General features: G+C 53.0%; 19 protein-coding genes. 5 read left to right on the top strand and 14 right to left on the bottom strand.

Annotation, left to right across the window (positions count from 1 at the left end; translation table 11 throughout):
* Positions 1-264: 264 nt before the first annotated feature.
* From pssA to WEB64_RS10545, 4 genes are all read right to left on the bottom strand, one after another.
* Positions 265-1,080, bottom strand: a complete 816-nt coding sequence (gene pssA / locus WEB64_RS10560) for a CDP-diacylglycerol--serine O-phosphatidyltransferase (RefSeq protein WP_368061093.1) — start codon at positions 1,078-1,080, stop codon at positions 265-267.
* A 118-nt stretch (positions 1,081-1,198) separates the two neighbouring features.
* Positions 1,199-2,215, bottom strand: a complete 1,017-nt coding sequence (gene ilvC, locus WEB64_RS10555) for a ketol-acid reductoisomerase (protein ID WP_368061094.1) — start codon at positions 2,213-2,215, stop codon at positions 1,199-1,201.
* Positions 2,216-2,279: 64 nt separating this feature from the next.
* A complete protein-coding gene (gene ilvN / locus WEB64_RS10550) occupies positions 2,280-2,771 on the bottom strand; it encodes an acetolactate synthase small subunit (protein WP_368061095.1) in 492 nt (163 codons plus the stop codon).
* A 4-nt stretch (positions 2,772-2,775) separates the two neighbouring features.
* Positions 2,776-4,494, bottom strand: a complete 1,719-nt coding sequence (locus tag WEB64_RS10545; RefSeq protein WP_368061096.1) for an acetolactate synthase 3 large subunit — start codon at positions 4,492-4,494, stop codon at positions 2,776-2,778.
* Between the two features lie 540 nt (positions 4,495-5,034).
* Between WEB64_RS10545 and WEB64_RS10540 the strand changes: the two genes are divergently transcribed.
* Entirely contained in the window at positions 5,035-5,493 is a 459-nt protein-coding gene (locus tag WEB64_RS10540; RefSeq protein WP_368061097.1) for a DUF4124 domain-containing protein, read from the top strand.
* A 92-nt stretch (positions 5,494-5,585) separates the two neighbouring features.
* On the opposite strand, the gene clpB is transcribed toward WEB64_RS10540, so the two are convergent.
* The 3 genes from clpB to rluD form a co-directional block, all read right to left on the bottom strand.
* Positions 5,586-8,162: an ATP-dependent chaperone ClpB gene (clpB, locus tag WEB64_RS10535; protein WP_368061098.1), complete on the bottom strand. Its 2,577-nt coding sequence runs from the start codon at positions 8,160-8,162 to the stop codon at positions 5,586-5,588.
* Positions 8,163-8,302: 140 nt separating this feature from the next.
* Positions 8,303-9,046 (bottom strand): peptidoglycan editing factor PgeF, encoded by a 744-nt coding sequence (gene pgeF, locus WEB64_RS10530; RefSeq protein ID WP_368061099.1) that lies wholly within the window; start codon positions 9,044-9,046, stop codon positions 8,303-8,305.
* Positions 9,036-10,013 (bottom strand): 23S rRNA pseudouridine(1911/1915/1917) synthase RluD, encoded by a 978-nt coding sequence (rluD, locus tag WEB64_RS10525; RefSeq protein ID WP_368061100.1) that lies wholly within the window; start codon positions 10,011-10,013, stop codon positions 9,036-9,038. Before rluD ends, pgeF begins: the two co-directional genes overlap by 11 nt.
* Before the next feature lie 151 nt (positions 10,014-10,164).
* Here rluD and WEB64_RS10520 point away from each other — a divergent pair, with 151 nt between their 5' ends.
* Entirely contained in the window at positions 10,165-10,995 is an 831-nt protein-coding gene (locus tag WEB64_RS10520) for an outer membrane protein assembly factor BamD (RefSeq protein ID WP_368061101.1), read from the top strand.
* A gap of 15 nt (positions 10,996-11,010) precedes the next feature.
* On the opposite strand, the gene WEB64_RS10515 is transcribed toward WEB64_RS10520, so the two are convergent.
* Complete coding sequence (locus WEB64_RS10515; RefSeq protein ID WP_368061102.1) at positions 11,011-12,675, bottom strand: NAD+ synthase; 1,665 nt, start codon at positions 12,673-12,675, stop codon at positions 11,011-11,013.
* A 105-nt stretch (positions 12,676-12,780) separates the two neighbouring features.
* On the opposite strand from WEB64_RS10515, the gene WEB64_RS10510 reads away from it, so the two are divergent.
* The 3 genes from WEB64_RS10510 to WEB64_RS10500 all read left to right on the top strand — a co-directional run bounded on the left by WEB64_RS10510 (position 12,781) and on the right by WEB64_RS10500 (position 16,542).
* Complete coding sequence (locus WEB64_RS10510; protein WP_368061103.1) at positions 12,781-14,430, top strand: PAS domain-containing sensor histidine kinase; 1,650 nt, start codon at positions 12,781-12,783, stop codon at positions 14,428-14,430.
* Between the two features lie 60 nt (positions 14,431-14,490).
* Complete coding sequence (locus WEB64_RS10505; RefSeq protein WP_368061104.1) at positions 14,491-15,870, top strand: sigma-54-dependent transcriptional regulator; 1,380 nt, start codon at positions 14,491-14,493, stop codon at positions 15,868-15,870.
* A gap of 105 nt (positions 15,871-15,975) precedes the next feature.
* A complete protein-coding gene (locus WEB64_RS10500; RefSeq protein ID WP_368061105.1) occupies positions 15,976-16,542 on the top strand; it encodes a GspH/FimT family pseudopilin in 567 nt (188 codons plus the stop codon).
* Positions 16,543-16,547: 5 nt separating this feature from the next.
* Here the strand turns inward: WEB64_RS10500 and WEB64_RS10495 are convergent, their stop codons facing one another.
* The 6 genes from WEB64_RS10495 to WEB64_RS10470 all read right to left on the bottom strand — a co-directional run bounded on the left by WEB64_RS10495 (position 16,548) and on the right by WEB64_RS10470 (position 23,992).
* A complete protein-coding gene (locus WEB64_RS10495; protein WP_368061106.1) occupies positions 16,548-17,036 on the bottom strand; it encodes a type IV pilin protein in 489 nt (162 codons plus the stop codon).
* Positions 17,037-17,117: 81 nt separating this feature from the next.
* Positions 17,118-21,410 carry a pilus assembly protein gene (locus tag WEB64_RS10490; RefSeq protein ID WP_368061107.1) on the bottom strand — a complete coding sequence of 1,431 codons (4,293 nt, stop codon included), beginning with the start codon at positions 21,408-21,410 and terminating at the stop codon, positions 17,118-17,120.
* 25 nt (positions 21,411-21,435) lie between these two features.
* Positions 21,436-21,984 carry a PilX N-terminal domain-containing pilus assembly protein gene (locus WEB64_RS10485; RefSeq protein WP_368061108.1) on the bottom strand — a complete coding sequence of 183 codons (549 nt, stop codon included), beginning with the start codon at positions 21,982-21,984 and terminating at the stop codon, positions 21,436-21,438.
* A 3-nt stretch (positions 21,985-21,987) separates the two neighbouring features.
* Positions 21,988-23,034 (bottom strand): PilW family protein, encoded by a 1,047-nt coding sequence (locus WEB64_RS10480; protein WP_368061109.1) that lies wholly within the window; start codon positions 23,032-23,034, stop codon positions 21,988-21,990.
* On the bottom strand, positions 23,031-23,486 hold the full coding sequence (gene pilV, locus WEB64_RS10475; RefSeq protein ID WP_368061110.1) for a type IV pilus modification protein PilV: 456 nt from the start codon (positions 23,484-23,486) through the stop codon (positions 23,031-23,033). The genes WEB64_RS10480 and pilV overlap by 4 nt, the downstream gene beginning before the upstream one ends.
* A gap of 14 nt (positions 23,487-23,500) precedes the next feature.
* Positions 23,501-23,992: a GspH/FimT family pseudopilin gene (locus WEB64_RS10470; RefSeq protein ID WP_368061111.1), complete on the bottom strand. Its 492-nt coding sequence runs from the start codon at positions 23,990-23,992 to the stop codon at positions 23,501-23,503.
* Positions 23,993-23,994 lie beyond the last annotated feature (2 nt).

The raw sequence follows: 23,994 nt of genomic DNA, 5'->3' as shown, positions 1-23,994 counted from the left end.
TCAAGCGAGAGGCGCATTCTACAGACACCTCGCCCAGTGTCAACGCGGTTTTGAAACTCTTTTCGAGTTATTTCGGTTTCCCCCTACAGCCTAGATTACACATTGACCAACTTGGGCAAAAAACAGTCAAAAACCACCTGCCAGCCGCTACACCCAGAGCAAACACCAACCATCTAGAGACATAGACTGACAAGACTCTGCGCCCCGTCATTTGGCTGGCCGCGATATATTTCGCATAGCGCGACCGAACCAAAGACGGAAAGATCAAACTGAAGGTTCAGATGAGCGACGAGACCTCCTCATCAGCGAACGAAAAGGCCCGGACAAGGCGTAAATCAAAAAAACCACAAACAGAACGGTTCCAGGGTCTAACGCAATGACCACAAGCACCAACACCACAATTAAAATAGCGGCGAAAGGTACCCGACCACGCAAATCGAAATCTTTAAAACTTTGGTAAAGCACGTTACTGACCATCAACACCCCGGACGCCCCCACCACAATAATGGTCAGGGCCGTAAGCCAGAATGACGGCTCATAAGTATGGAAACACCACACCAAACCAGCAACAGCGGCTGCAGCCGAAGGACTCGGCAACCCGACAAAGAACTTTTTATCGACCGATCCGATCTGGGTATTAAACCTGGCTAGACGCAAAGCGGCACCCGCCAGATAGATAAACGTAATGGCCCAGCCAAACTGGTCCAGGCCGTTCAATGACCAGAAGAAAGCAACGAGAGCTGGTGCAACCCCAAAAGCGACCATATCAGCGAGACTGTCGTATTCTTCGCCAAATTTGCTTTGCGTATTGGTCATCCGCGCGACCCTACCATCCAACCCATCAAGGATCATGGACACGAATATCGCAATAGCTGCGTTGTCGAAAACCCCGTTAGCCGCCGATACAATGGCGTAAAACCCCGAGAATAATGATGCTGTCGTCAGGGCGTTCGGCAACAAATATATTCCCCTACGACGCACTGGGGCACCTTCAACCAACTCCTCTTCAACAACTTCACCGTGAGCGAGGTCCTGCTCAGATGTGGCTGCTTTTGCAGATTCATCTTTATTATCTGTCATGGCATCCTTCCCGAAGTTCATGTGAATGCATTATAACGTAATCAAACAACTTTATCTGAGCCGACCCTGTAACGAAAAACGCGGCCCGTAGGCCGCGCTTCACTTTAACGCAACTGCCTCAGTTCTTTTCTTTATCGACTATCTTGTTGGCTGATATCCACGGCATCATGGCACGCAACTTTCCACCCACGATTTCGATCGGGTGTTCGGCGTTGTGACGACGACGAGCCGTCATGAAGGGGTAATTAGTGTGACCTTCCTGAAGGAACATTTTGGCGTAATCACCACTCTGGATACGCTTGAGCGCATTACGCATCGCGTCTCTGGACTGCTCATTAATGATTTCCGGTCCGGCCACGTACTCACCAAATTCCGCATTATTGGATATGGAGTAGTTCATGTTGGCAATACCGCCTTCGTACATCAGATCAACGATCAGCTTGAGTTCGTGCAAACACTCGAAATACGCCATCTCTGGCTCGTAGCCAGCATCCGTTAGTGTTTCAAAAGCCGCTTTTACCAGCTCGACAGTACCACCGCAAAGGACGGCCTGCTCGCCGAACAGGTCGGTTTCAGTCTCATCCTGGAAGGTCGTTTCAATGATACCGGTACGGCCACCACCAATAGCGCTGGCGTAAGACAGAGCAACATTCTTCGCATTGCCTGACGCATCCTGATGAATAGCAATCAGATCGGGGATACCGCCGCCACGGGTAAACTCTGTGCGAACCGTGTGGCCCGGTGCCTTGGGAGCGATCATGATGACATCGAGGTCTTTACGGGCAACGATCTGGTTATAATGCACGTTGAAACCATGGGCAAAGGCCAACACCCCACCCTGCTTCAGGTTTGGCTCTATTTCGCCCTCGTAAATAGCTTTCTGATTTTCATCAGGCGCCAACATCATGACAATGTCAGCTTCCTTTGCCGCCGCAGCGACGCTCTTGACGGTCAGGCCAGACGCCTGGGCCTTGGCAGCGGAGGAAGAGCCTTCGCGCAAGGCAACCAAAACCTCAACACCGGATTCTTTCAGGTTGTTGGCGTGGGCATGGCCCTGAGAGCCGTAACCGACAATCGCAACTTTCATACCCTGGACAATGGAGAGATCACAATCTTTGTCGTAATAAACTTGCATAACTAGCCTCTGTTATCGTTGTCTGGCTATAGAGCCAGTAGAAAGAATAAGCTCGCAGGGAGCGTTACAAACTCAATACCTTTTCGCCTCGAGCAATACCGGAGACCCCGGAACGCACAACTTCAAGTACTCCTGCGGTGCCCACCGCCTGGATAAAAGCGTCCAGCTTGTCGCTGTTACCGGCCAACTGAACCGTATAGACAGACGTGGTGACATCGACGATCTGGCCACGAAAAATATCCACAGTCCGTTTAATTTCAGCCCGTTGCGAGCCAGTAGCCTTGAGCTTGATCAACATGAGCTCACGCTCGATGTGGGCGCCCTCAGTAAGGTCCACCAACTTGACCACTTCAATCAGCTTGTTCAGCTGTTTTGTAATCTGCTCGATAACCTTATCAGAGCCGGACGTTGTAACCGTCAGGCGTGACAAGGTTTCATCTTCCGTTGGTGCGACCGTAAGGGTCTCAATGTTGTAATTGCGCTGTGAAAACAGCCCTACAACCCGAGATAACGCACCCGGCTCGTTTTCCAGCAATACAGATATGATGCGACGCATGGTGTCAGACCCTCTCCGTTTTGCTGAGCCACATATCTTTCATCGATCCACGCGCCACCTGCATGGGATAAACATGCTCATGGGGATCAACATAGATATCAAGAAACACCAGTTTGTCTTTCATGGCGAAAGCTTCCTTGAGCATTGGCTCAAGGTCTTCTTTCCTGTCGATCCGGATTCCAACATGACCATAAGCCTCGGCCAGCTTGACGAAATCTGGTAACGAATCCATGTAGGACTGGGAGTGACGGGACTCATAATTCATATCCTGCCACTGTTTCACCATCCCCAGAGCCTGGTTGTTCAGGTTGACAATTTTCACTGGCAGGTTGTACTGCTTGCAGGTCGACAGCTCCTGGATGTTCATTTGGATGCTGCCCTCCCCGGTCACACATACCACTTCGTGGTCGGGAAAATTGAGCTTGATGCCCATGGCTGCCGGAAGTCCAAAGCCCATGGTTCCCAAGCCACCGGAATTGATCCAGCGATTGGGCTTATCAAACTTGTAGTACTGCGCAGCAAACATCTGGTGCTGGCCAACATCCGAGGTGACATAAGCGTCGCCGTTGGTAAGGCGCCAGACTGCCTCGATTACTTCCTGAGGTTTGATATAGGTGTCGCTTTTCTCATAGCGCATACCATGGAAAGCCCGCCATTCATCAATCTGTTTCCACCACGCTTTAAGTGCCTCTGCGTCAGGTTTTTCAGAGCTTTCCTTGACGAGGCCGATCATCTCTTTCAACACAGAATCGACGGGGCCCACGATGGGAACATCCGCATTGATAGTTTTGGAGATTGAGGCCGGGTCAATATCGATATGAACAATGCGGGCGCCCGGACAGAATTTCTCGGTAGCATTGGTGACACGGTCATCAAACCGCGCACCAACGCACAGAATGAGATCTGAATGGTGCATGGCCATATTGGATTCGTAGGTGCCATGCATCCCCAGCCAGCCGATGGACTGTTTGTCAGAAGCCGGGAAGCCGCCGATGCCCATGAGGGTATTGGTCACCGGAAAACCCAGCATGTGCGCAAGCTCAATGAGCTGCTCCGACGCCTTGCCCAGCACCACGCCACCGCCGGCATAAATGATCGGCCGCTTGGCCGCTGTCATCATATCCACCGCTTTCTTGATCTGGCCAGCGTGACCCCGGATAGCCGGATTGTAGGAGCGCAGCTTCATTTTCTTGGGGTACTGGTACTCATAGCGCTCGTTCGGCGTGGTCATATCCTTGGGAATATCGACCACTACCGGTCCCGGGCGCCCAGTCGCGGCGATGTAATAGGCCTTTTTCACCACTTCCGGAATATCCTCCGGATGGCGCACGCTGAGGTTATGTTTCACTACTGGCCGGGAGACGCCGATCATATCGGTCTCCTGGAAAGCGTCTTCACCAATCAGCGTTGAAGCAACCTGGCCACACAGGATGACCATTGGAACGGAATCCATGAAGGCGGTTGCAATACCGGTAATAGTATTGGTTGCACCAGGACCCGACGTGACCAGCACGGTGCCCGGTTTTCCGGTTGCACGGGCATAACCGTCAGCCATATGGACTGCAGCCTGCTCATGGCGAACCAGAATGTGTTTAACTTTATCTTGCCGGAACAGTGCATCGTAGATATGCAATGCTGCTCCGCCCGGATAGCCGTAAATGTATTCGATGCCTTCATCCTGAAGGGACCGAATCAGCATGTCGGCGCCAGACAATAGCTCCACGTTAAAATACCCTCTATTGCAAGTGAATGTGCCGGGAACTCTCCCGGTTGCCTGGATACCCGGCGCAAAAGCTTCTTGTGAAAGCCATACCGGATGTTCCGCCACACCATCAGACGAGAGGTTATCTCCTGGCCAACCGTACACTCCTGAGGGTTACGGAGGACGGCCAATCAACGGGTTACAAGCGAATGCAACCATTCTGCACACAAGGCGCAGAGCGTTCAGTGTGGTAATCAACGGGGAATACTGCTCGGGGTTGCCTGCCGTATTAGCCCCTGTTTTCAGGCAATCAGTAATTTTGACAGCGGGAAATTCCCTGTCAATAGCGAGCGCAACATTCCCTTACCGTTTAACGCCGATGAACACGTTCATTTATGCCAGTTTATGAACTAAGCTTGGGAAAATTTGAAAAATGAATGGCACGATGATACTTCGATAGCAACGCTTATATGGAAAAAAATATAAAAGTGCCCCGGGAAGTTTTGTGCAAGGACCTGCTTAACAGGTCGTTTTCAGCCAACGTAACTGGTGAGTCAATTCATGGAAATCAAAACCGTTATACTGGCGATTGTTCTGGCTGTAACCCCAGCAATCGCATCGGCAGCCTCAGTTTATAAGTGGACCGATGAAAATGGCATAACCCACTTTGGTGATCGCCAACCCACGGGCAGGAAATCGGAGTCCGTCAACGTCAGAACCGGTTCGCCAAGGTCGAGTGAGCAGCAACGAAGCGCACAGGAACAAGTCCAGGCCATTGACGATGCCCGCGAAGTACAGAGCGAGCGGACGAACCTTTCGGCCGCTGAGGAAGCACGACAAAAACAGCGGACTGCAAACTGCGAGACCGCGCAAAGCAATTTGAAAGTCATTGATTCCAATGCCCGGATTCGAGTAGAGGACAACGGTGAACAGCGCTACCTTGCTCCGGAAGAAATCGAAGAGCAGCGCGGGAAATTCCAGCAAATTGCTGACGACAACTGCAACCCTGTAGCGGAATAGGCATTGCGGATTCTACCGGGAGATATCAGGCATTAATAATAACGGCGCCTCACAGGCACCGTTATTTCCTAGTGCTCGATAAGACCCCGGTCTCAGCTTTTCTCAAACACTAGCTTGTGGTCTTCAACCGTTGCCTGGATCACATCACCGGATACAAAGTCGCCCCCCAACAGTCGTTGGGCCAAGGGATTCTCGATCATCCGTTGAATTGCCCGCTTGAGAGGCCGGGCACCGTAGACCGGGTCATAGCCCACCTCGGCCAGCAATGCCATGGCAGACTCATTCAGCACCAGGGACATTTCCTGTTCTTTCAAGCGTTTGTTCAGCAACTCTATCTGAACCTTGGCAATGCCGTGAATCTGACTTTCTGCCAAGGGGTGGAATACCACGACCTCATCCACCCGGTTGATGAACTCGGGTCGAAAGTGCGTGCCAACCACCTCCATGACCGCCTGCTTCATGCTCTCGTAATTCTCTTCACCTGCCTTGGCCTGGATGATGTCTGAGCCAAGGTTTGAGGTCATCACGATCACCGTATTACGGAAATCCACTGTACGGCCCTGTCCGTCGGTCAGTCGCCCATCTTCCAGAACCTGCAAAAGAATATTGAATACATCCGGGTGAGCTTTCTCCACTTCATCCAACAACAGCACGGAATACGGCCGACGTCGAACAGCCTCGGTCAGGTAGCCACCCTCTTCGTACCCGATATAACCAGGAGGTGCACCAATCAGTCTCGCCACGGAATGCTTCTCCATGAACTCTGACATATCAATCCGTACCATGGCTTCTTCGGTGTCAAAGAGAAAAGATGCCAGGGCTTTGCACAATTCGGTCTTACCCACCCCTGTCGGGCCCAGAAACAGGAAAGAGCCATTAGGCCGGGCTGGGTCGGACAGCCCTGCACGGGACCGGCGCACTGCGTTAGCCACCGCCTCGACCGCTTCATCCTGACCGATAACCCGGGCATGCAGCGCTTCTTCCATACGCATCAGTTTATCGCGCTCACCTTCCAGCATTTTCGATACCGGAATGCCGGTCCACTTGGAGACCACTTCCGCAATTTCCTCATCGGTGACGCGATTGCGTAGCAGCTTCATTTCCATCATTTCGGCCTGACTGGCCATATCGAGCTGCCGTTCAAGTTCCGGAATACGACCGTATTGCAGCTCTGACATTTTACCGAGATCACCGGCGCGGCGGGCGGTTTCCAGATCAATCCTGGCTTGCTCCAACTGACTCTTGATCTTTTGTGAGCCGTGTAACGCTGCTTTCTCGGTATTCCAGATTTCCTCCAGATCTGCGTACTCACGCTCTACCGCCAGAATGACGCTTTTCAATTCTTCCAGCCGCTTCTTCGAATTGGCATCCGTTTCTTTCTTTAAGGCCTCGCGCTCGATTTTAAGCTGGATCAGCCGCCGTTCCAGGCGGTCCAATGGCTCAGGTTTGGAATCCATCTCCATGCGAATCTGGCTGCCGGCCTCATCAACCAGGTCAATTGCCTTATCCGGCAGTTGACGGTCGGCGATGTAACGGTGGGATAACCGGGCGGCGGCGATGATGGCTCCGTCAGTTATTTCAACGCCGTGATGCACTTCATAGCGCTCCTTCAGCCCACGCAGAATGGCTATGGTGTCTTCTTCCGTGGGTTCCGTGACCAGTACTTTCTGGAAGCGACGCTCGAGCGCCGCGTCTTTCTCGATATGCTGACGGTACTCATCCAGGGTGGTGGCGCCCACGCAATGGAGTTCGCCACGAGCCAGAGCTGGTTTGAGCATGTTGCCCGCGTCCATTGAGCCCTCGGCTTTGCCTGCGCCGACCATGGTGTGAATTTCGTCGATGAACAGGATAATCTGGCCTTCCTGCTTGGAGAGCTCCTTCAGCACGGATTTCAAACGCTCTTCAAATTCGCCGCGGAATTTGGCGCCTGCAATCAGCGAGCCCATATCCAGTGACAGCACCCTTTTATCTTTCAGACCATCGGGCACTTCGCCATTGACGATCCGTTGAGCGAGACCCTCGACAATCGCAGTTTTACCAACGCCGGGCTCGCCGATCAGCACCGGATTGTTCTTGCGGCGACGCTGTAGCACCTGGATCGTACGGCGGATTTCATCGTCTCGCCCGATGACCGGGTCCAGCTTGCCTGCTTCAGCGCGCTCGGTAAGGTCGATGGTGTACTTCGACAGCGCCTGGCGGTTTTCTTCAGCACCGGGATCGTTAACGGCGTCTCCGCCCCGCACGGCATCTATGGCGGTTTCAAGAGCTTGTTTAGCCACCCCCTGCTCTCGCAAAATGCGTCCCAGAGACCCTCGGTCTTCCAGGGCCGCCAACAGCATCAGCTCGCTGGAAATGAACTGATCTTTGCGTTTTTGCGCCAGTTTGTCGGCAATATTGAACAGGCGCCCCATATCATTCGACATGGCGACGTCACCGGCTGAGCCCTGAACTTCGGGCAGTTTCTCAATTTCCTGGGCAATCGCCTGACGCAAGCGCCCCGGCTCCGCACCCGCTTGTTTGATAAGCAGCTTGATGCCACTCCCCTGCTGGTCAAGCAGCGCCTGCATCAAATGCACTGGTTCAATAAAGTTGTGATCCTTGCCTACAGCAAGAGACTGCGCTTCTGACAGTGCGGTCTGTAGACGGCTGGTGAGTTTATCGATTCTCATTTTCGGCTTCCTGATATCAAGTCTGCAAAACCGGAGGCTCCGTTCGCGGAGCGTTTTGCATTGCTATGACAGTTAATGTAGGGGCACTGAGGAGGACTTCAAGCAGTGGGCGGCTCAGTCAGCGAGAAACTTGACGCTGATCAATGAAGCCAGATAACGCTGGCCATGCGACCGGTCTGGCCATCACGACGAAAGGAATAGAAACGTTCCGGGTCCGAAACCGTACACAACTGGCCGCCGTACACTCTGGTCACTCCCACATCAGCAAGTCGCAGGCGAGCGATTTGATAGATATCGGCCATAAAATGCCCCGGCCTGGCACCCGTGGCAGTGAAGGCTTGCGAGGCGGCCGGCGATTTTGCAATGAAAGCCTCGCGTACCTCGGGGCCGACTTCAAAATGCTGAGGCCCGATCGCGGGTCCCAGCCACGCCATCAGCGTGTCGGCCTCGCCAAGGGCCGCTACCGTTTGCTCCAGAACGCCATTGCATAGCCCACGCCAACCTGCATGAGCCGCTCCTGCACGGCTGCCCTTGTCATCACAGAATAATACTGGCAAACAATCCGCTGTCATGATCACGCAAGCTTCGCCCTTCCGACGAGTGATACTGGCATCGGCGGGCGGGGCATTCACCAGGGGTAATTGCACAACCCGGGTGCCGTGAACCTGCTCGATCCAGCCAAATTGTTGCGATGAGAGTTTCGCAGCCCGACAGAGTCGGAGACGGTTCTCGGCCACCTGCGCGGGGTCATCCCCCACGTGCTGGCCAAGGTTGAGAGAACTCCAGGGAGGCCCACTGACCCCGCCTGCTCGGGTTGTAGTGATTGCGCTAACCCCTGGGGGAGCGGGCCAGTCAGGCCGGATCAATGACAACTCAGTAGGCATTGTTCTTCATGTCCTGAACATGCTGGCGCAGGGCGGACAGCAAACCCTGCAGGTCCTCTGGCAGTGGTACGCTCCATGACAGCGTTTCACCGGTTTCCGGATGGTCGAGTGTCAGTTTGCGGGCGTGAAGCGCCTGACGCTGGAACCCGGAAAGCACACTGCGCAAGGCCTCAGTACTCCCTTTCGGCAATCGCGGCCGCCCGCCGTACATCTGATCACCTACCAGGGGATGGCGAACGTGGGCAAGGTGAACCCGAATCTGGTGCGTGCGCCCGCTTTCGAGTTTGCAATGAATGTGGGTATGGGCAGCGAACCGTTCCAGCACCCGATAGTGAGTGACCGCCGGTTTGCCAGAGGGCACCACCGCCATTCGCTTGCGCTCCCGGGGATGACGGCCAATGGGCGCATCAACTGTCGCCCCTCCGGTCATGGTACCGATGGCAACTGCCTCGTATTCACGACCCATGGTGCGGGTCTGCAACTGATCCACGAGCGACGTGTGGGCTATAAGGCTTCGCGCCACGACCATCACTCCGGAGGTATCTTTATCGAGGCGGTGCACAATGCCAGCCCGGGGAAGATTTTCCACCTCGGGCGCATAATGCAGCAGCGCATTGACCAGCGTACCATCGGCATGACCTGCAGCCGGATGCACTACCAACCCTGCAGGCTTGTTGATCACCAACAGGTGTTCGTCTTCGTAGACAATATCCAGAGTAATCGACTCGGCTTCCCAGGACACCTGAGCCTCCGGTTCTGCATCGAGATGCAGCTGATCACCCATCATAACCTTGTCCCGGGGCTTTCTTTGCTCGCTGTTAACTGTCAGGGCACCGCTCTTGATCCAGGTCTGCAGGCGTGAGCGGGAATGTTCCGGCATCAGCTCGGCAGCCGCCTGGTCGAGGCGGTGATCGCTGAGCTCGGGTGGAATAGAGAAATCCGCAATAATCCGGTTATCGGAGGTCATTCAGGCCCCAAGGCGTTGTTGAGTGTTACACATTTAAAAAAATAGCCGAAAGAATAGCTGGGTGATTTTGAATCGCCCCTGCACATCGGGCACTATCCTCGTTACAATGGCAAACCATTTGGCAGTTGCCTCCATTATACGGGATTCCGGCATGAGATCAGGTTTTCGATTATTACTACTGTCCACTTTTCTACTGATCGCCGCGTGCGCCTCCAATGATCAGGAAGAGGTCTTGCCGGAAGAAACCTATTATGACAATGCCCGTTCAGCCATGAGATCCGGCAATTTCAATGACGCCGAGCGTAACCTGGACTTTCTCGAGACCTATTATCCTTTTGGACGTTATGCGGAACAGGCCCAACTCGACCTGATCTACTCACGTTACCAGAATCTTGATCTTGAAGGCGCCCGGGCCGCCGCCGACCGATTTCTGCGTTTGAATCCCCAAAGCGAGCACGCTGACTATGCCATGTATATGAGGGGCCTGGCTTCCTATAACCTGGATCTCAGCCTGGCTGCACGCTATTTTCCTATCGACCCCTCTGAGCGGGCCCCCGGCGAACAAATGCAAGCGTTCCGGGATTTCTCCGAGCTACTTAATCGCTACCCGAACAGTGAATATGCGCCGGATGCCCGTCAACGTATGGTGGCGATACGCAACCGTATGGCAGAGCTGGAAATCCATGTCGCGCGCTACTACATCAAGCGTGAGGCTTATGTAGCGGCCAACAACCGCGCGCGCTATGTAGTCGAGAATTATTCCACAACCCCTGCGGTGGAGACGGCGCTTATCATTCTGGCGGAAACCTACCAGTTTATGGACCTGGAGAAGGCTGCCAATGACGCGATCCAACTGCTCGCCCTGAATTATCCTGACAGCGACGCCTTCGACGACGAGATGAAATTTCAGTCCAGCATGCTCAAGCGCGAAGACCGGTCACTCAGCAGTGTTGTCACTTTTGGGCTGATGGGCGACGAGTAACTCCAAACCATCCCATCAGTTACCAATTTTCCACCCATTGGTGATGGGATAGCGCCGGTCCTTGCCAAAACCCCGTTCGGTAATCCGCACACCGATAGGGGCCTGGCGGCGCTTGTACTCGTTGATATCCACCAGTCTTGTGACACGCAAAACGTCCTCTCGATCAAATCCCTCTGCGATGATCGCATCGGCACTGAAGTCCCGTTCCACATAGAGATTCAATATCTGATCCAGCACGTCATAGCCTGGCAGGCTGTCCTCATCTTTCTGGTCTGGCGCCAGTTCCGCCGACGGCGGCCGCGTGATCACCCGCTCAGGAATCACCGGCGACACGGTATTGCGATAATTTGAAAGCCTGAACACAAGGGTTTTAGGGACGTCCTTGAGCACATCAAAACCGCCTGCCATGTCACCATAAAGTGTCGAATAACCGACCGCCATCTCGCTTTTGTTGCCCGTCGTCAGCACCAGCGAGCCGAACTTGTTCGACAGTGCCATCAACAGCACTCCCCGAAGGCGTGCCTGGAGGTTTTCCTCGGTGGTGTCCGGTGTGGTGCCCTCAAAAGGCCCCGCCAGAGCAGCCATAAAGGTGTCGTACATCGGCTCAATGGAAAACACATCGTATTGCACCCCCAAGGCAACTGCTTCAGCTTCAGCGTCTTCAAGGCTCATGCTGGATGTATACCGGAAAGGCATCATCACGGCCCTGACGCGCTCCGGACCCAGGGCATCGAAAGCAATAGCAAGTGTGAGCGCGGAGTCAATGCCCCCAGAGAGGCCCAGCACCGTTGATTTAAAGCCATTCTTGTTAACATAATCCCGCACCCCCAATACCAGCGCGCTATAGATATTCTGTTCCAGTGAGGGTTCAGGTAACGGTGGCTGTGAAACCGGCTGGCAATGGAGTTCACTGACGAAGTCAACTGGATACAACCCCTCACTGAACTGCGGCGCTTCCATCGTGAGGACGCCGGAATGATCGAACACCATAGAGCCGCCATCGAAAACGAGCTCGTCCTGCCCGCCCACGAGATTGGCATACACGATACTCACCTGGTTGGCTCGCGCCTTGCGTTCGAGCAATGCCTTACGGCGAGCCTGCTTATCGATATCATAGGGGGAAGCATTGAGGTTCAGGATCAGCCGGGCACCTGCAGCAGCGGCGGCCTCAACGGGGCCATCACTCCAGATATCCTCGCAGACGGTAAGGCCGACCGAGACACCCTTGACCTCCACTACACAGGTTTGATGGCCTGCTGCGAAGTAACGCTTTTCATCAAAGACCTGGTAGTTGGGCGGAAACTGCTTGAAGTACCGGCTGACAACCTGGCCTTCCTTAAGCACGACAGCACCGTTGTACAACAACCCGCCCTCGCGCAGGGGCAAACCGACGACAAGCGTAGAGGCAAACGGCTCCGCTAACAGGGCTTCGAGCGCAGTGCGAATTCGCAGGTCCAGGCTGGGCCGCAACAGCAGGTCTTCCGGTGGATAGCCGGTCAGGCAGAGCTCTGGAAATACCACAATGTCTGCCTTGTGTTCTTCCTCCGCCCGGTGAGCCGCCTCAATGACGGTTTTAGTGTTCCCCGGTATGTCGCCAACAAGAAAGTCCAGTTGCGCCATGACCACCCTGAGCTTGATGGGTGAACCGGCTGCATCCTGTACAGTGGACTGTAGGGACATACGCTGCTCCTGTAACTTGTTGCCGTTAAAAGGCTATTATAACCCTGTCACTCACAGGATTTCCCGCATTGGGGCCACTGACTTCAACCGGATAGAACCAGACCCATGGCCGAGACGTTTCCGCCTGACGACAATTTATGGCAAAGCACGGAAAAACAGGGCCAGAGGGGCCGGCTATTCCGCATCTACAATCAATATCGACTCGTGGTCAGCCTGATCCTCGTAGTACTGTTATTTGTCGATCTGGGGGGTATCGATAGTCGTTACCGCCTGCTGGAATATTATCAGGCTGGCGTTGTCAGTTATCTGGCGCTGAATATTTTCATAGCGCTTCTAATGGTGGCCGGCTTCAAGCCCCTGCAGCGTCACATCACATTATCTATTCTTATAGACGTACTTATGATGCACGGGCTGCTGTTCTTCAGCACCGGCATTACCAGCGGTCTGGCTAACCTGGTGATTGTGTCAGTCGCTGCGGGTAACATCCTGACGCCCAGTCGAATGGGTATTTTTTACGCAGCGCTCGCCGCCATCTGCTCTATAGGCATTTCAAGTTGGTCAGCCTTGACGCTGAACCAGAACGCAGATGACATTGTGAGAGCTGGCTCCCTCGGCATTCTCTATTTTGCTGCCGCTTTCGTGTTGCAGTATATCACCCGTCGCATGGTCCACAGTGAAGAGCTCGCCAGCTCCCGAGCGCTCAGTATTATGGAGCTGGAACAGATTAATCGACAGATTATTCAGAGAATGCGCACCGGCATACTGGTTACGGACCGGTTCGGTCAGATTCGGCTTGCCAATGCGGCCGCCAATGAACTGTTGTCCGGAGGTGACCAGAAAGCCAGCGACGCTCCTGCCACTCAGGGTTATCCGATGCCCCTGCCACTGAAACGGGGACTCGAACAATGGTTGCAAAACCCCCTTAGTCGCACAGACCCTTTTCAGGCAAGCCCACTTTCACCCATGATTCAAGCTAACTTTACCCGCCTCCACCAAGAACGCGGAGATCAGATTCTGGTTTTCGTCGAAGACATGAGTAAAGTGACTCAGCAGGCGCAGCAAATGAAGCTGGCCTCTCTGGGTCGACTGACCGCTGGGATAGCTCACGAAGTGCGAAACCCGCTAGGCGCGATCAGTCACGCGGCTCAATTGATGGCAGAGTCACACCATGTAGAAGATAGTGACCGAAAAATGCTTGATATCATTCAGCGCCACTCCCGTCGGGTAAACGGTATCATTGAAAACGTACTCGACCTTTCCCGCCAGCACCCTGTCGAAAGTGAGCTGGTAGACCTGGAGGCATGGCTGAATGAGTTCTGTGAGGATTATCGACAAACCGTCAATCCTAACTACCAGCAGCCAGTCGCCATGGGTCTGAACATCGGGCGCGAGTTACCTCTTGCCCGATTTGATCGCAGTCAAATGGAGCAAGTGTTGATCAACCTCTGCGATAATGGGCTCCGTTATAGCCACGCTCACTCCGGCAAACCCCACATTGATATTAGCGCAGGCGCTACCGCCGACGGAGAACGGGCTTATCTCGATGTCCGTGATTACGGTCCCGGCATTGCCCGGCAACAGCGCGGGTCGGTATTTGAACCCTTCTTCACGACCGACAAGAGTGGCACCGGTCTCGGCCTTTATCTGGCGCGGGAGCTGTGCGAGTCTAATCAGGCTCACCTCTCGCTACTGGAAGACGACCAGCCCGGTTGCTGCTTCAGGATCACCTTTGCCCACCACGGCCGGCTTATATAGCATGGGCAGCCTGCCGTTTTGCATACGAGAACAAGACCTACACGGACGAGACTGTACCGGATGACTATATACACAGCGCTGATTGTTGACGACGAACCTGATATTCGGGATTTACTTGAGATTACCTTGGGCCGCATGGGTATTAAAACCCACACCGCTGCTGACGTAACAACGGCAAAGACGCTGTTGAACACCGAATCAGTGCATTTATGCCTGACCGACATGAACCTCCCTGATGGTAACGGCATCGAACTGGTTCAGTGGATTCAACAGCATTGTCCCAACACGCCTGCTGCCGTGATCACGGCTTACGGCAGTATGGACACCGCTATCGAAGCGCTCAAAGCGGGTGCGTTCGACTTTGTCTCCAAGCCGGTGGAACTGCCGCGACTCAGGGAACTGGTCAACAGTGCCCTCAAACTTGCAGCACCCATCGCCGATAACACTATCGAGCCGGATGAACCCGGCCTGCTATTGGGTGCCTCCGCTGAAATACAGCGGCTGCGAATGCAAACCCGCAAACTTGCCCGCAGCCAGGCACCTGTCTTTATCAGCGGTGAATCCGGCAGCGGCAAAGAACTTGTGGCCCGCATGATTCACCTACAAGGGCCCCGCAGCGAAGGCCCGTTCGTTGCCGTCAACTGCGGCGCTATTCCGTCCGAATTAATGGAAAGCGAATTTTTCGGCCATAAAAAAGGTAGCTTCACGGGTGCCACGGATAATAAAGACGGACTTTTCCGCTCCGCCAACGGCGGCACCCTATTCCTCGACGAAGTGGCCGACCTGCCCCTGGCCATGCAGGTTAAACTGCTGCGAGCAATCCAGGAGAAAGCCGTGCGCCCGGTGGGCGAGTCGAAAGAGTTTCCAGTCGACATACGGGTGCTGAGCGCAACCCATAAGAATCTGCCTGAACTTGTCCAATCAGGGCATTTCCGGCAAGACCTTTTCTATCGGATTAACGTCATTGAGCTCTCTGTTCCGCCTCTCAGAGCGCGGCAGGGCGACATACCTCTACTGGCACATCATATCCTCCAACGCATTGCGCGGGAGTACGAGTGTGAACCAGCACGGCTGACCGAGGACGCCATCGCACGACTGCAAACCTACGATTTCCCTGGCAACGTACGAGAACTGGAAAACATCCTCGAACGTGCTTTCACCCTGTGTGACTCCGATGACATCGACGCCGAGGAACTGCAACTGGGCAGCGCACCGGTGGTGCCGGAACATGGGCCTCTCACAGGAAATCACATGGGGTCACAGACGCCAGCAACGCCCGAAGGCGAGCTTGATCTGGAAAACTACCTGGAAACTATCGAACGGCAAGCTATCGAAAAAGCCCTGGAGGCCACACGATGGAATAAGACCGCCGCCGCCAAGAAGCTCGGAATCAGTTTTCGGGCGTTGCGGTATAAGTTGAAGAAGTTAGGGATGGAGTAACTTCGGATGCCATAGCTGGCGAGCTTGACACCAGGCTTGCAGAAGATATTTAATACCCTCGCCAGACAGGAAGTTTGGCTCCCTCAATCAAGGATGATCAATATCATGCGCCTCAGAAAAGCGTCTGTCGGCTTTACTCTTACTGAATTGTTAATAGTTCTGACTTTAATCGGCATCACGCTGAGCTTTGCTCTTCCCGGCTGGTCGAGTCTCGTCGAAAATAGCCGTAAGAAAACCATCATCAACGACTTAGTCAACCTGTTCAATGTTTCTCGAAATGTAGCCATACAACGGCAAATACCGGTAACGATCTGCCCGATCGATCCGGGCACCCAGAAGTGCTCCCGGGATTGGTCGCTACCAATCACTGCGTTTGCAGATCCTGACCGCGATAGAGTGCTCACCGACACTGCCCAAATCATAAAGGTCAGTTCTCCACCGTCAGCAGGTCAGCTGGTTGGCGGAACCGGGATCAGGCGTTACTTTGGGTTCCGGCCAAACGGAATGGCCGTCGAGGCCATCGGTAATGTGACGTGGTGTGCGGAAGACAAGGATCCCAGCAAAGCTCTTCAGCTCAGAATAAATATGGGCGGTAGGCTTGTGCACGCTCAGGATCAAGATGGGGACGGCATCGTGGAAGCTTCTAATGGCAAGGCCATTAGTTGCAGCTAGCCCGATTAACGTTCCCAAGTATCTTCTCCACCATCAATAGACTTGGAGTCATTGCGGTCCCAGCCACGCTGTCCAGTCGAAAGCAACTGAATAAAGCCGTGGTTCGCTTGTGCGGTACCAGCAATCGGCACCGCTCTGAGCTCATAGCTATTGGCCGTCAGATTGAAGATTCTGAGATCATAGAACTTAGCATTACCGTCCAGGGGAGCCTGCGTCGGAAAAATGGTTGGAGGTGTGGCAGCCCCCGTAACATCGGCAGTCCCCCCGTCGGCGCCGATATAAGATCCATTTTGCGTGTAGAAACGTTCCATAGCGCTCGCGAAGGATGTTAGTGCTCCTTGGGCATCTGTTGCCCGAGCATTTTCCACATAGCGTGTATAGCTGGGTATCGCAATGACAGCGATAATTCCGATGATCGCAACGACGATCATCAACTCAATTAATGTAAAACCACGCTGTCTGTTTTTATTCACCTGGATACTTTGCACCAGCATTCACTCCCGCTCGCTAAAACACTACTAGTTGTCAAACCCACCCGTTTGTAATCAAGGCCCGGCGTGCTGATTTCTCGCTTACTACTCGAGCAACTCCTGCCAACCCAACCGCCCGGTGCGTTGACCGGAATCACCTGTTTCCGTCTCCCGCTTTTTTACGCCGTCTTCATCTGAGTCGTTGATATATTGGTTGTCACCCAGGAACGCGGTACTCCCAGTGCCCTGATCATCATTTTTTGCGCCAATATAGAGATCATCAGAGCTATCAATCTTGCCATCATTATTTGTGTCAAAGACGGAGTTGTCGGGATTAGAACCGTCCAGGTCAACAGACATGAGCCAGGAGCTACCGCCGCCATCACAGGGTGACTGAGAAGGGGTAAATGTTTCAAAGAATACAATCTCTCCCCGGATTTGAGATGAATTTATCACCCGTTCACCAGTTTCAGGCAAGTCCATGAACCAACCATATTCTCGCCCATCGCCATCGACGTTATCCCAATCGATAGTATTACTAGAACTTTGACGCAAACGACCATTAGCGGAGAGAATGATTGATTGCTCAACCAGATCACTACGAGTCAGTCGGTTGTCAGATCGATCCCACACTCCGTAAAAGGTTTGGTCTGCATTACTACCTGCGTCGCCCTGAGTGAAATAGCGCCCGGTGCCAAAATAAACCAAGTAGTCTTCACCATTGACGCCTTCGCTGCCTATGGGCGATTCAACATTGCGCACCACCAATGGCCGGCTGGAGATCGGCTGAGGATTACCCGCTGAATCAGTAGCGGTGAACAATGGCGCTGGCGCCGAGTTCTGATTGCCAACAAAGTAAGCAGAGTCCCAGTTATTGGAATTGGTAGCACTAACATCTGCAACCCACATGTTGCCTTCCTGGTCACCGCCATATATTCGATCAACAATGAAGTCACCATTTGTGTCCAAAGGCTCCACTGTCGACAAGCCCCCAGTGTTCGCCAGTTCGATAAACTCGTAGTCTGTTCCCTCCGTCCAGGTGCCCTCAAGCCCCCCATCCATGTAGACGATAAAGATACCGGTTTTTTCATCAGCCGCAGTGGTATCGTTTGACAGACCGTTACCCAGAATCATTGCCCAGCGCCCGTTCGACATGAGACCAACAGTCGGCTCACTCGTAACATAATTGAGGCGTTTATCATGGCTTTCGTTAAATTCCCAAAGCACAAGGTCCGCCGCATTTGTTTCAGAGAATGCTGCGGGATCCGTGACATCAAGAGCGAAGAAACCGATGCCACCGTTACGTAAACCACCTAGCAAAACGGTTCGCCATGTCACTGCTCCGGTCGGCGTTGCCTTGGTGTATATATCCACTGCCTGCGGAGATAAATCGACGTAATAACGGTGACCATAATCTGGCTGAGTCAGGTAATTCAAACCTTCGTTGAGATTGGTGGAATAGATTGATCGTGGAACATAAGCAATAACCTCTTCACCGCCACCATCGTTAATTGACTCTTCGGCATTAAAGCCATGCAACATCCCGTCATTCGCGCCAACATAAACAACCGGAGTCCGCCCCGCGGCGGTGATGTTCCGAAACTTGGAGTAACGATCAGTCTCGGTTCCGAATGGGCCAGAATCAGGCCAGTTAAGGCTCGGATTTCCCACATATAGCGGCGTGGAATGTACGATATCGCCGAGTACGCTTGAACGGTTACGAAATACCTGTCCTTCATCGGTTCGGCTACCACGGAGATAATTCAGTCTCTGCTGCCCTCGAGTATCAGCTGCGCCGGACACCGACGTGTTGAGGTCTGCCTGCTGCCCGGCATCCAACACTGACGTACTCCAACGGAATGGAACGCCGTCAGAACTCGTATCGGAATAAGTGATAATTATCCTATCATCGGGATTTTGACCATCCAGCCGCGTTGCTGCACTCCAAACAGGTGCGGGATCCACATCCCCGGTGGTCGGATCTAACTTACGGGCCGAGAGATTACCGCTCCACGCTGTCGAGTTGAAAGACGCACTGAACACAAGACTTTCAGAATTTAGCGTCCCGGTATTGAAGGTCACGCTGGATGAATTGCCAATTGAAGTGATGATATCCCTCAACGCTGCGGCCAGCTGAGTACGCAATTCTGCCGGTGTCAAGGCGTTAAACATTTCCCCGCGTCCATTCACGGCGGCATGGTAAAGGTCATCTATCATGCGCTTGTCACGAAGTCCGGTATCAGGCCAAGTCGGTGGGTTGGTATAGGCATCTGCCACTGAGTGATGTGTCACACCAAAAATATTACCTTCGGCCCCAAGACCTGCCGTGTAGGTATTCATGTGAAGGTTGGTATTACAATCAAGGCTCTCATCTGGATCGGAATCATTACAGCCGCTGGGTACCCGGACCTTACCAGCGGCCAGATCTGTGCGCAGGTTCTCCTGATAGTATTTATAGGCAATATCACCCAACGAGCTGCTGTACTGGTCAGCGTAGGGCGCACCTGCATCCTTATCTGCGTTGCCAATACCGCTCACCGTGCTGTTATTAGAAAAACCGTCAGTAAACAGAAGAGTGAAGTTTTTCTGACATTCAACAGCGATGGGAGCGGCGGAATCGGTTCGCTTGAATTGCTGTGCGGCATGGTCGAGCGCCTCCCGATTGGGGGTGCCACCACTACTGACATAGTTATACTGCTCGTTCAGGAAATCGGTAACATCGGAGCCTTTGTCCATGTCGTACATGGATACCTGGCGACGGTTATTAATCCAGAATAAACCGGTTTGGATACCCCCAAGCCCCTGAAATGCACTGGCAAGGCCTCCTCGGACAGCTTGATGGCGACGGCGATAATAGGTAAACCAGTTGGCGAAGTTGGTAATTTCTTCATCATAGGTACGCGAATTAATTATACCGTTTGAATCAATATAACCGTACGACGTTTTACTTGGTTTGATTTCAATACGGGTCAGGCACTCACCGCCTGGACCAATGGCATCAACTCCTGAAAATTGACCGGTGCCCGCAAAGAATTGGCCATAGTGGGCTGAATCAATATCGCTAGCACAATCCCTCACTACACTGCCTGTGGGTGTGGAGCTCAGGGATACGGTCCCTGTGGGCGTTCCCGCCTCTGGTGTGATAAGCACCTGATCTATCAGAACACCTGGCTCGCGGTGCCGCATGCGAAGACTCTGGCCACTGCCAGCCTGAGCAAAGCTCACCTTGGCCCAGGGTTCCCACACCCACTTATCACTATTTGCATGATTGTTATACCATTTATTCCAGTCCTCTCCAGACACGTCCACCCACTCATTATTATCCGGGGTGATGACTGTCACTTCGCCAGCGTCAAAGCCAACGAGATTTATCCACAATGAGTCCTCACTTCCGCTGGCCATCCTGCGGCGCACCCAGATAACGTGACTCCCAGTTTGCTTCGGGGAAAAGCTGAAATCCAGCTGGCTTGTACTGGCGTTGGGGGGATTATCGTAAAAATTGGAAACGTTGCCATCCACTCCCACGTAATCATTTCCGGATGCATTATCAATCAGACTCTGCGAAAAGATCGTACTGCCACTAGCCGAAGCCAACTGATACTCGCCGCTTCGAACAGCAGATTCCCCTTCCAATAAGACTGATTTAGCAGAATCAAACTCTGCCACGCCGTTAGCTGGCGTATAAGTATATTCTCCGGTACTTTTAACAACGTAATAATGTGCAGGAAAATAAGTGTAATTTGCTGTACCGGTAGCATCGCAAGCACCCCCCACGTCCGTACAGGGCATATCGGAGTCATTAATCTCAAAACCCCATTCACTACCCTTATTCGCAGTATTGATGTTACTTGTCAGATCCAGGTTGGACTGACTACTGCGTCGAGCATCGAAAGGAGCCGACGTCGGGTCAATATTACTGAATGATACGCCACCGTATGAAGGCCAAGGGTCGTATTGCGCCGAAGGATCATAATAGGATTTGTTGAATGCCGCACTGCGAGCAAAAGCAAAGGGCTTGATAGGAGGAACAGAGTAATGACCAGAATTTATTTTCCGGCCATCGTAAGTGCCACTACGTCCGTTCGGTAGCAGGTAAACGTACTTGCCCCCTTGACCCTGCGTACGGACACCCGGTTCCCCGGCATCATTAAACGTGCCATCCGACTTGACAAAAGAACCATCAGTCCCGAGCCACAGCGCACCATCGTTGACACTAAAGAGTGTCTCGAAATCCATACTGCCGGAATCATCGATTGCCAACATGACGTTGTGCTTTACGGTACCAGATAGAAACAGAGGTTCGTTCGCAGGTACCACGGGTGCAGCATATCCAGCTGTCGGCAATACGAAACTAAATCCGACCAGGATATTAAGGCTGTGTTGAGCAAATCTATTCATCGCAACAACTCCATAACGGAAAGATTTAGCTGCCTTTTCCGTAGTAAACTTCAATGATGCGTCTTGTTTGGCCTGTTCTGCCAGAACTCCAGGCTATAATGCGAAAACCTTCAGGGGGAGCCGCTCCGCCACCGCTGTAATTCGAAATTGCCATGTTGTTTATCAGTTCCTCATTAGTAACCTGCCCAACATGCTCAATGAGGTATCGTGGCGACACGGATAGTTCGGAGGTAGGAAACCCGGTAGCTGCAATAGAAGCCGAGCCCGACCCGTTGCTCCAAGTGGTCGCCGCATATATGTCGGGAGCTGTAGCCTTGTTATAAAGACCAGTCTTAACCCCAAAATCGCCCAGGGTTACTGTTTCATTCTCGAGTCTCAGTTCAGCTTCCCGGGCCGCATACTCGGCAGCTTCGCGAGCAATCTGGCCATCACGAACAGCCGCAACCATTCGCTCCTGCAAAGAAACACTCTGCATCGAAGCCACCGCCAGTAAAGACAGGACCAGCAGTATTAGAAGACTGGTTAGCAGTGCAGCTCCGTACTGATAACCTGGCGATAAACCTGAATTTGTCACAGCTTACATCCTGTTTCGTATGGTGGACGTCATGGTATATACCCTGCGCAAACGACGATCACTGCCATCAACGGCAGCACCGTTGAAAGTCAGAACCTGAGGACTATCAAGAACATTTAGCTGTCTCGAGCGGACGAGGAGGGATGCGCGAACCGACAACACATCATTCATGTCGCCAACTGCCGATGCAGCTCTGTAGGCACTTACGGTACCGTCACCACTGGTATCTTCGCCGTAAAGAATCTGCATGTCCTCTACGCCCTCCACCAACTCAATAGTTTGGCCAGAGCCAACACTTGCGCCCCCCAGAATGCCTCGACGCATAAACAGCGCAGGCTCCCCGCTGACACCCGTGCCGATAAAATAGCGCTCACTATAAGGCACCAACACGGATGCCCCTTTATCATAAAGCTGTGAAAGACAGTTTGATCCGCCGCCGCCGCCCGAGCAGGTGCCCGAGTTTTTTCCATTCCCCGGAAACAGCGTTGCCCCCGTGTTGTGTTGTAGTTTGTCGCCGCTGGGGAGAGCGGTTATTTGAAAAATGTCACCGCCTTGGCAATTACTGACCGCAACCACATCGCCTACCGCAAGATCGTTAGCTGTTGTCACGTCTAGTACAGCAGATGAGTTGGGCATGGGTTCGTCGATCTGGATATCAGATGAACCTCGAGTACCGCGAATGAATATAAAATCCGTGCCGTCAACAATTCCATCGCTGGCATCCGTGTTGTCATCCGCGCCGTCGAGTCCTGATCCGAACCCCAGGGTATCCTCATCATAGCCTAAAGCGGTATTATCCAAATTATTGAAAACGTTATTATTATCAACACAACCCCAGTAGTCTGCGTTCCTGACACCTTTCGCAAGTATTTCTACCGCCATGCGGCCAGTCTCCTGAACGTCTGCGCTGGCTGCCGTGGTATCGAACGCCTGTCGGTTGCTGACGAAAATCTGGGTCAGACCGAGAATCAAGATAAGCCCGATGACTCCGGCAATCATGAACTCGACCAGTGACAAGCCTCTCTGCTTTTTAAAAGTGAGCCTCATCATTGATCGATCCTCGCCTGCAGTGTGTAGATTTGCGCCTCTGAATCATTACCAAGACTGCGTTCTGTCCAGTTGATTGTCACGGTTGCCATACCATTGGCATAAATCACGGCGCCGGTTGCAGAGGGCACATCAGCCTGAAGGTTGGCATACCATTCACTTGCATCCCATGCAGCCAACTGGTTCGGAGTGCAGCTTGGGGAACAGTTAGTGGAGGTCGAAGCACCGGCGATCGAATTGTATTTACCGCCTCTTACCGCTGGCATATTTGCCCTCATGCGCTCGACTATTTCGTAAGCGTGGATATTTACCAGCGAGCGGATATTGGAGTTGTCACTGGATTTAAGCGCGAGACTTTGCATGCCAGCCACACCCAACAAACCGATAGCGAAAATGAGCATCGCTATCAGTACCTCAATCATCGTGAGACCTTGCTGTCCCGCTTTCTTTATCATCAAACTGCCTCTCTTTAACACGCTACCTCGGCTGTTCGTACGCGGCCGGAAAAACCGGTACAGACAAAGCGAACAGGAGTATTCGGGCTGGTCACACTGAATTGAAACTCTGCAGCCGTATCCGGTATGAGGAAACCATTGCCCCTGAAGCCAATAGCGTTCGCACCGCCTGCCACTGCTAATCCGTTAGGAATATCAGTGAATCGCCGCAGTTCCTCGCTTGCATCACGGTTGTTGTCGTTATTGGCATCCAGCCAGACCACTACACCAGTATCCCAGTCAGTACCGGTAAGCGGAGTAACGTCAATGGTTTGCCCAGCTTTAATGGCCTCACTGCGAGCATAATTAAGGATGCCGAGCATACTGTTCACTGTTGATGAAACTCTGTTTCTTTCAACAAGCTGAGTAAATGAGGGCACCGCATATGCTGCAACGATGCCGATAAGCACCACCACAATCATCATTTCAATCAACGTAAAACCCGAACTTCTGTTTCGATAAGACATAG

It is taken from the genome of Marinobacter sp. (genome assembly GCF_040882185.1).
Taxonomy (GTDB): Bacteria; Pseudomonadota; Gammaproteobacteria; order Pseudomonadales; family Oleiphilaceae; genus Marinobacter.
The sequence above is the reverse complement of the archived record's forward strand: the minus strand, read 5'-3'. Positions and strand labels throughout refer to the sequence as shown.

What these genes read in the sequence shown, in the direction of transcription:
- pssA (WP_368061093.1), bottom strand. Translation starts at nt 1,080, where the DNA reads ATGACAGATAATAAAGATGAATCTGCAAAAGCAGCCACATCTGAGCAG.
- ilvC (WP_368061094.1), bottom strand. Translation starts at nt 2,215, where the DNA reads ATGCAAGTTTATTACGACAAAGATTGTGATCTCTCCATTGTCCAGGGT.
- ilvN (WP_368061095.1), bottom strand. Translation starts at nt 2,771, where the DNA reads ATGCGTCGCATCATATCTGTATTGCTGGAAAACGAGCCGGGTGCGTTA.
- WEB64_RS10540 (WP_368061097.1), top strand. Translation starts at nt 5,035, where the DNA reads ATGGAAATCAAAACCGTTATACTGGCGATTGTTCTGGCTGTAACCCCA.
- clpB (WP_368061098.1), bottom strand. Translation starts at nt 8,162, where the DNA reads ATGAGAATCGATAAACTCACCAGCCGTCTACAGACCGCACTGTCAGAA.
- pgeF (WP_368061099.1), bottom strand. Translation starts at nt 9,046, where the DNA reads ATGCCTACTGAGTTGTCATTGATCCGGCCTGACTGGCCCGCTCCCCCA.
- rluD (WP_368061100.1), bottom strand. Translation starts at nt 10,013, where the DNA reads ATGACCTCCGATAACCGGATTATTGCGGATTTCTCTATTCCACCCGAG.
- WEB64_RS10520 (WP_368061101.1), top strand. Translation starts at nt 10,165, where the DNA reads ATGAGATCAGGTTTTCGATTATTACTACTGTCCACTTTTCTACTGATC.
- WEB64_RS10515 (WP_368061102.1), bottom strand. Translation starts at nt 12,675, where the DNA reads ATGTCCCTACAGTCCACTGTACAGGATGCAGCCGGTTCACCCATCAAG.
- WEB64_RS10510 (WP_368061103.1), top strand. Translation starts at nt 12,781, where the DNA reads ATGGCCGAGACGTTTCCGCCTGACGACAATTTATGGCAAAGCACGGAA.
- WEB64_RS10505 (WP_368061104.1), top strand. Translation starts at nt 14,491, where the DNA reads ATGACTATATACACAGCGCTGATTGTTGACGACGAACCTGATATTCGG.
- WEB64_RS10500 (WP_368061105.1), top strand. Translation starts at nt 15,976, where the DNA reads ATGCGCCTCAGAAAAGCGTCTGTCGGCTTTACTCTTACTGAATTGTTA.
- WEB64_RS10495 (WP_368061106.1), bottom strand. Translation starts at nt 17,036, where the DNA reads ATGCTGGTGCAAAGTATCCAGGTGAATAAAAACAGACAGCGTGGTTTT.
- WEB64_RS10490 (WP_368061107.1), bottom strand. Translation starts at nt 21,410, where the DNA reads ATGAATAGATTTGCTCAACACAGCCTTAATATCCTGGTCGGATTTAGT.
- WEB64_RS10480 (WP_368061109.1), bottom strand. Translation starts at nt 23,034, where the DNA reads ATGATGAGGCTCACTTTTAAAAAGCAGAGAGGCTTGTCACTGGTCGAG.
- pilV (WP_368061110.1), bottom strand. Translation starts at nt 23,486, where the DNA reads ATGATAAAGAAAGCGGGACAGCAAGGTCTCACGATGATTGAGGTACTG.
- WEB64_RS10470 (WP_368061111.1), bottom strand. Translation starts at nt 23,992, where the DNA reads ATGTCTTATCGAAACAGAAGTTCGGGTTTTACGTTGATTGAAATGATG.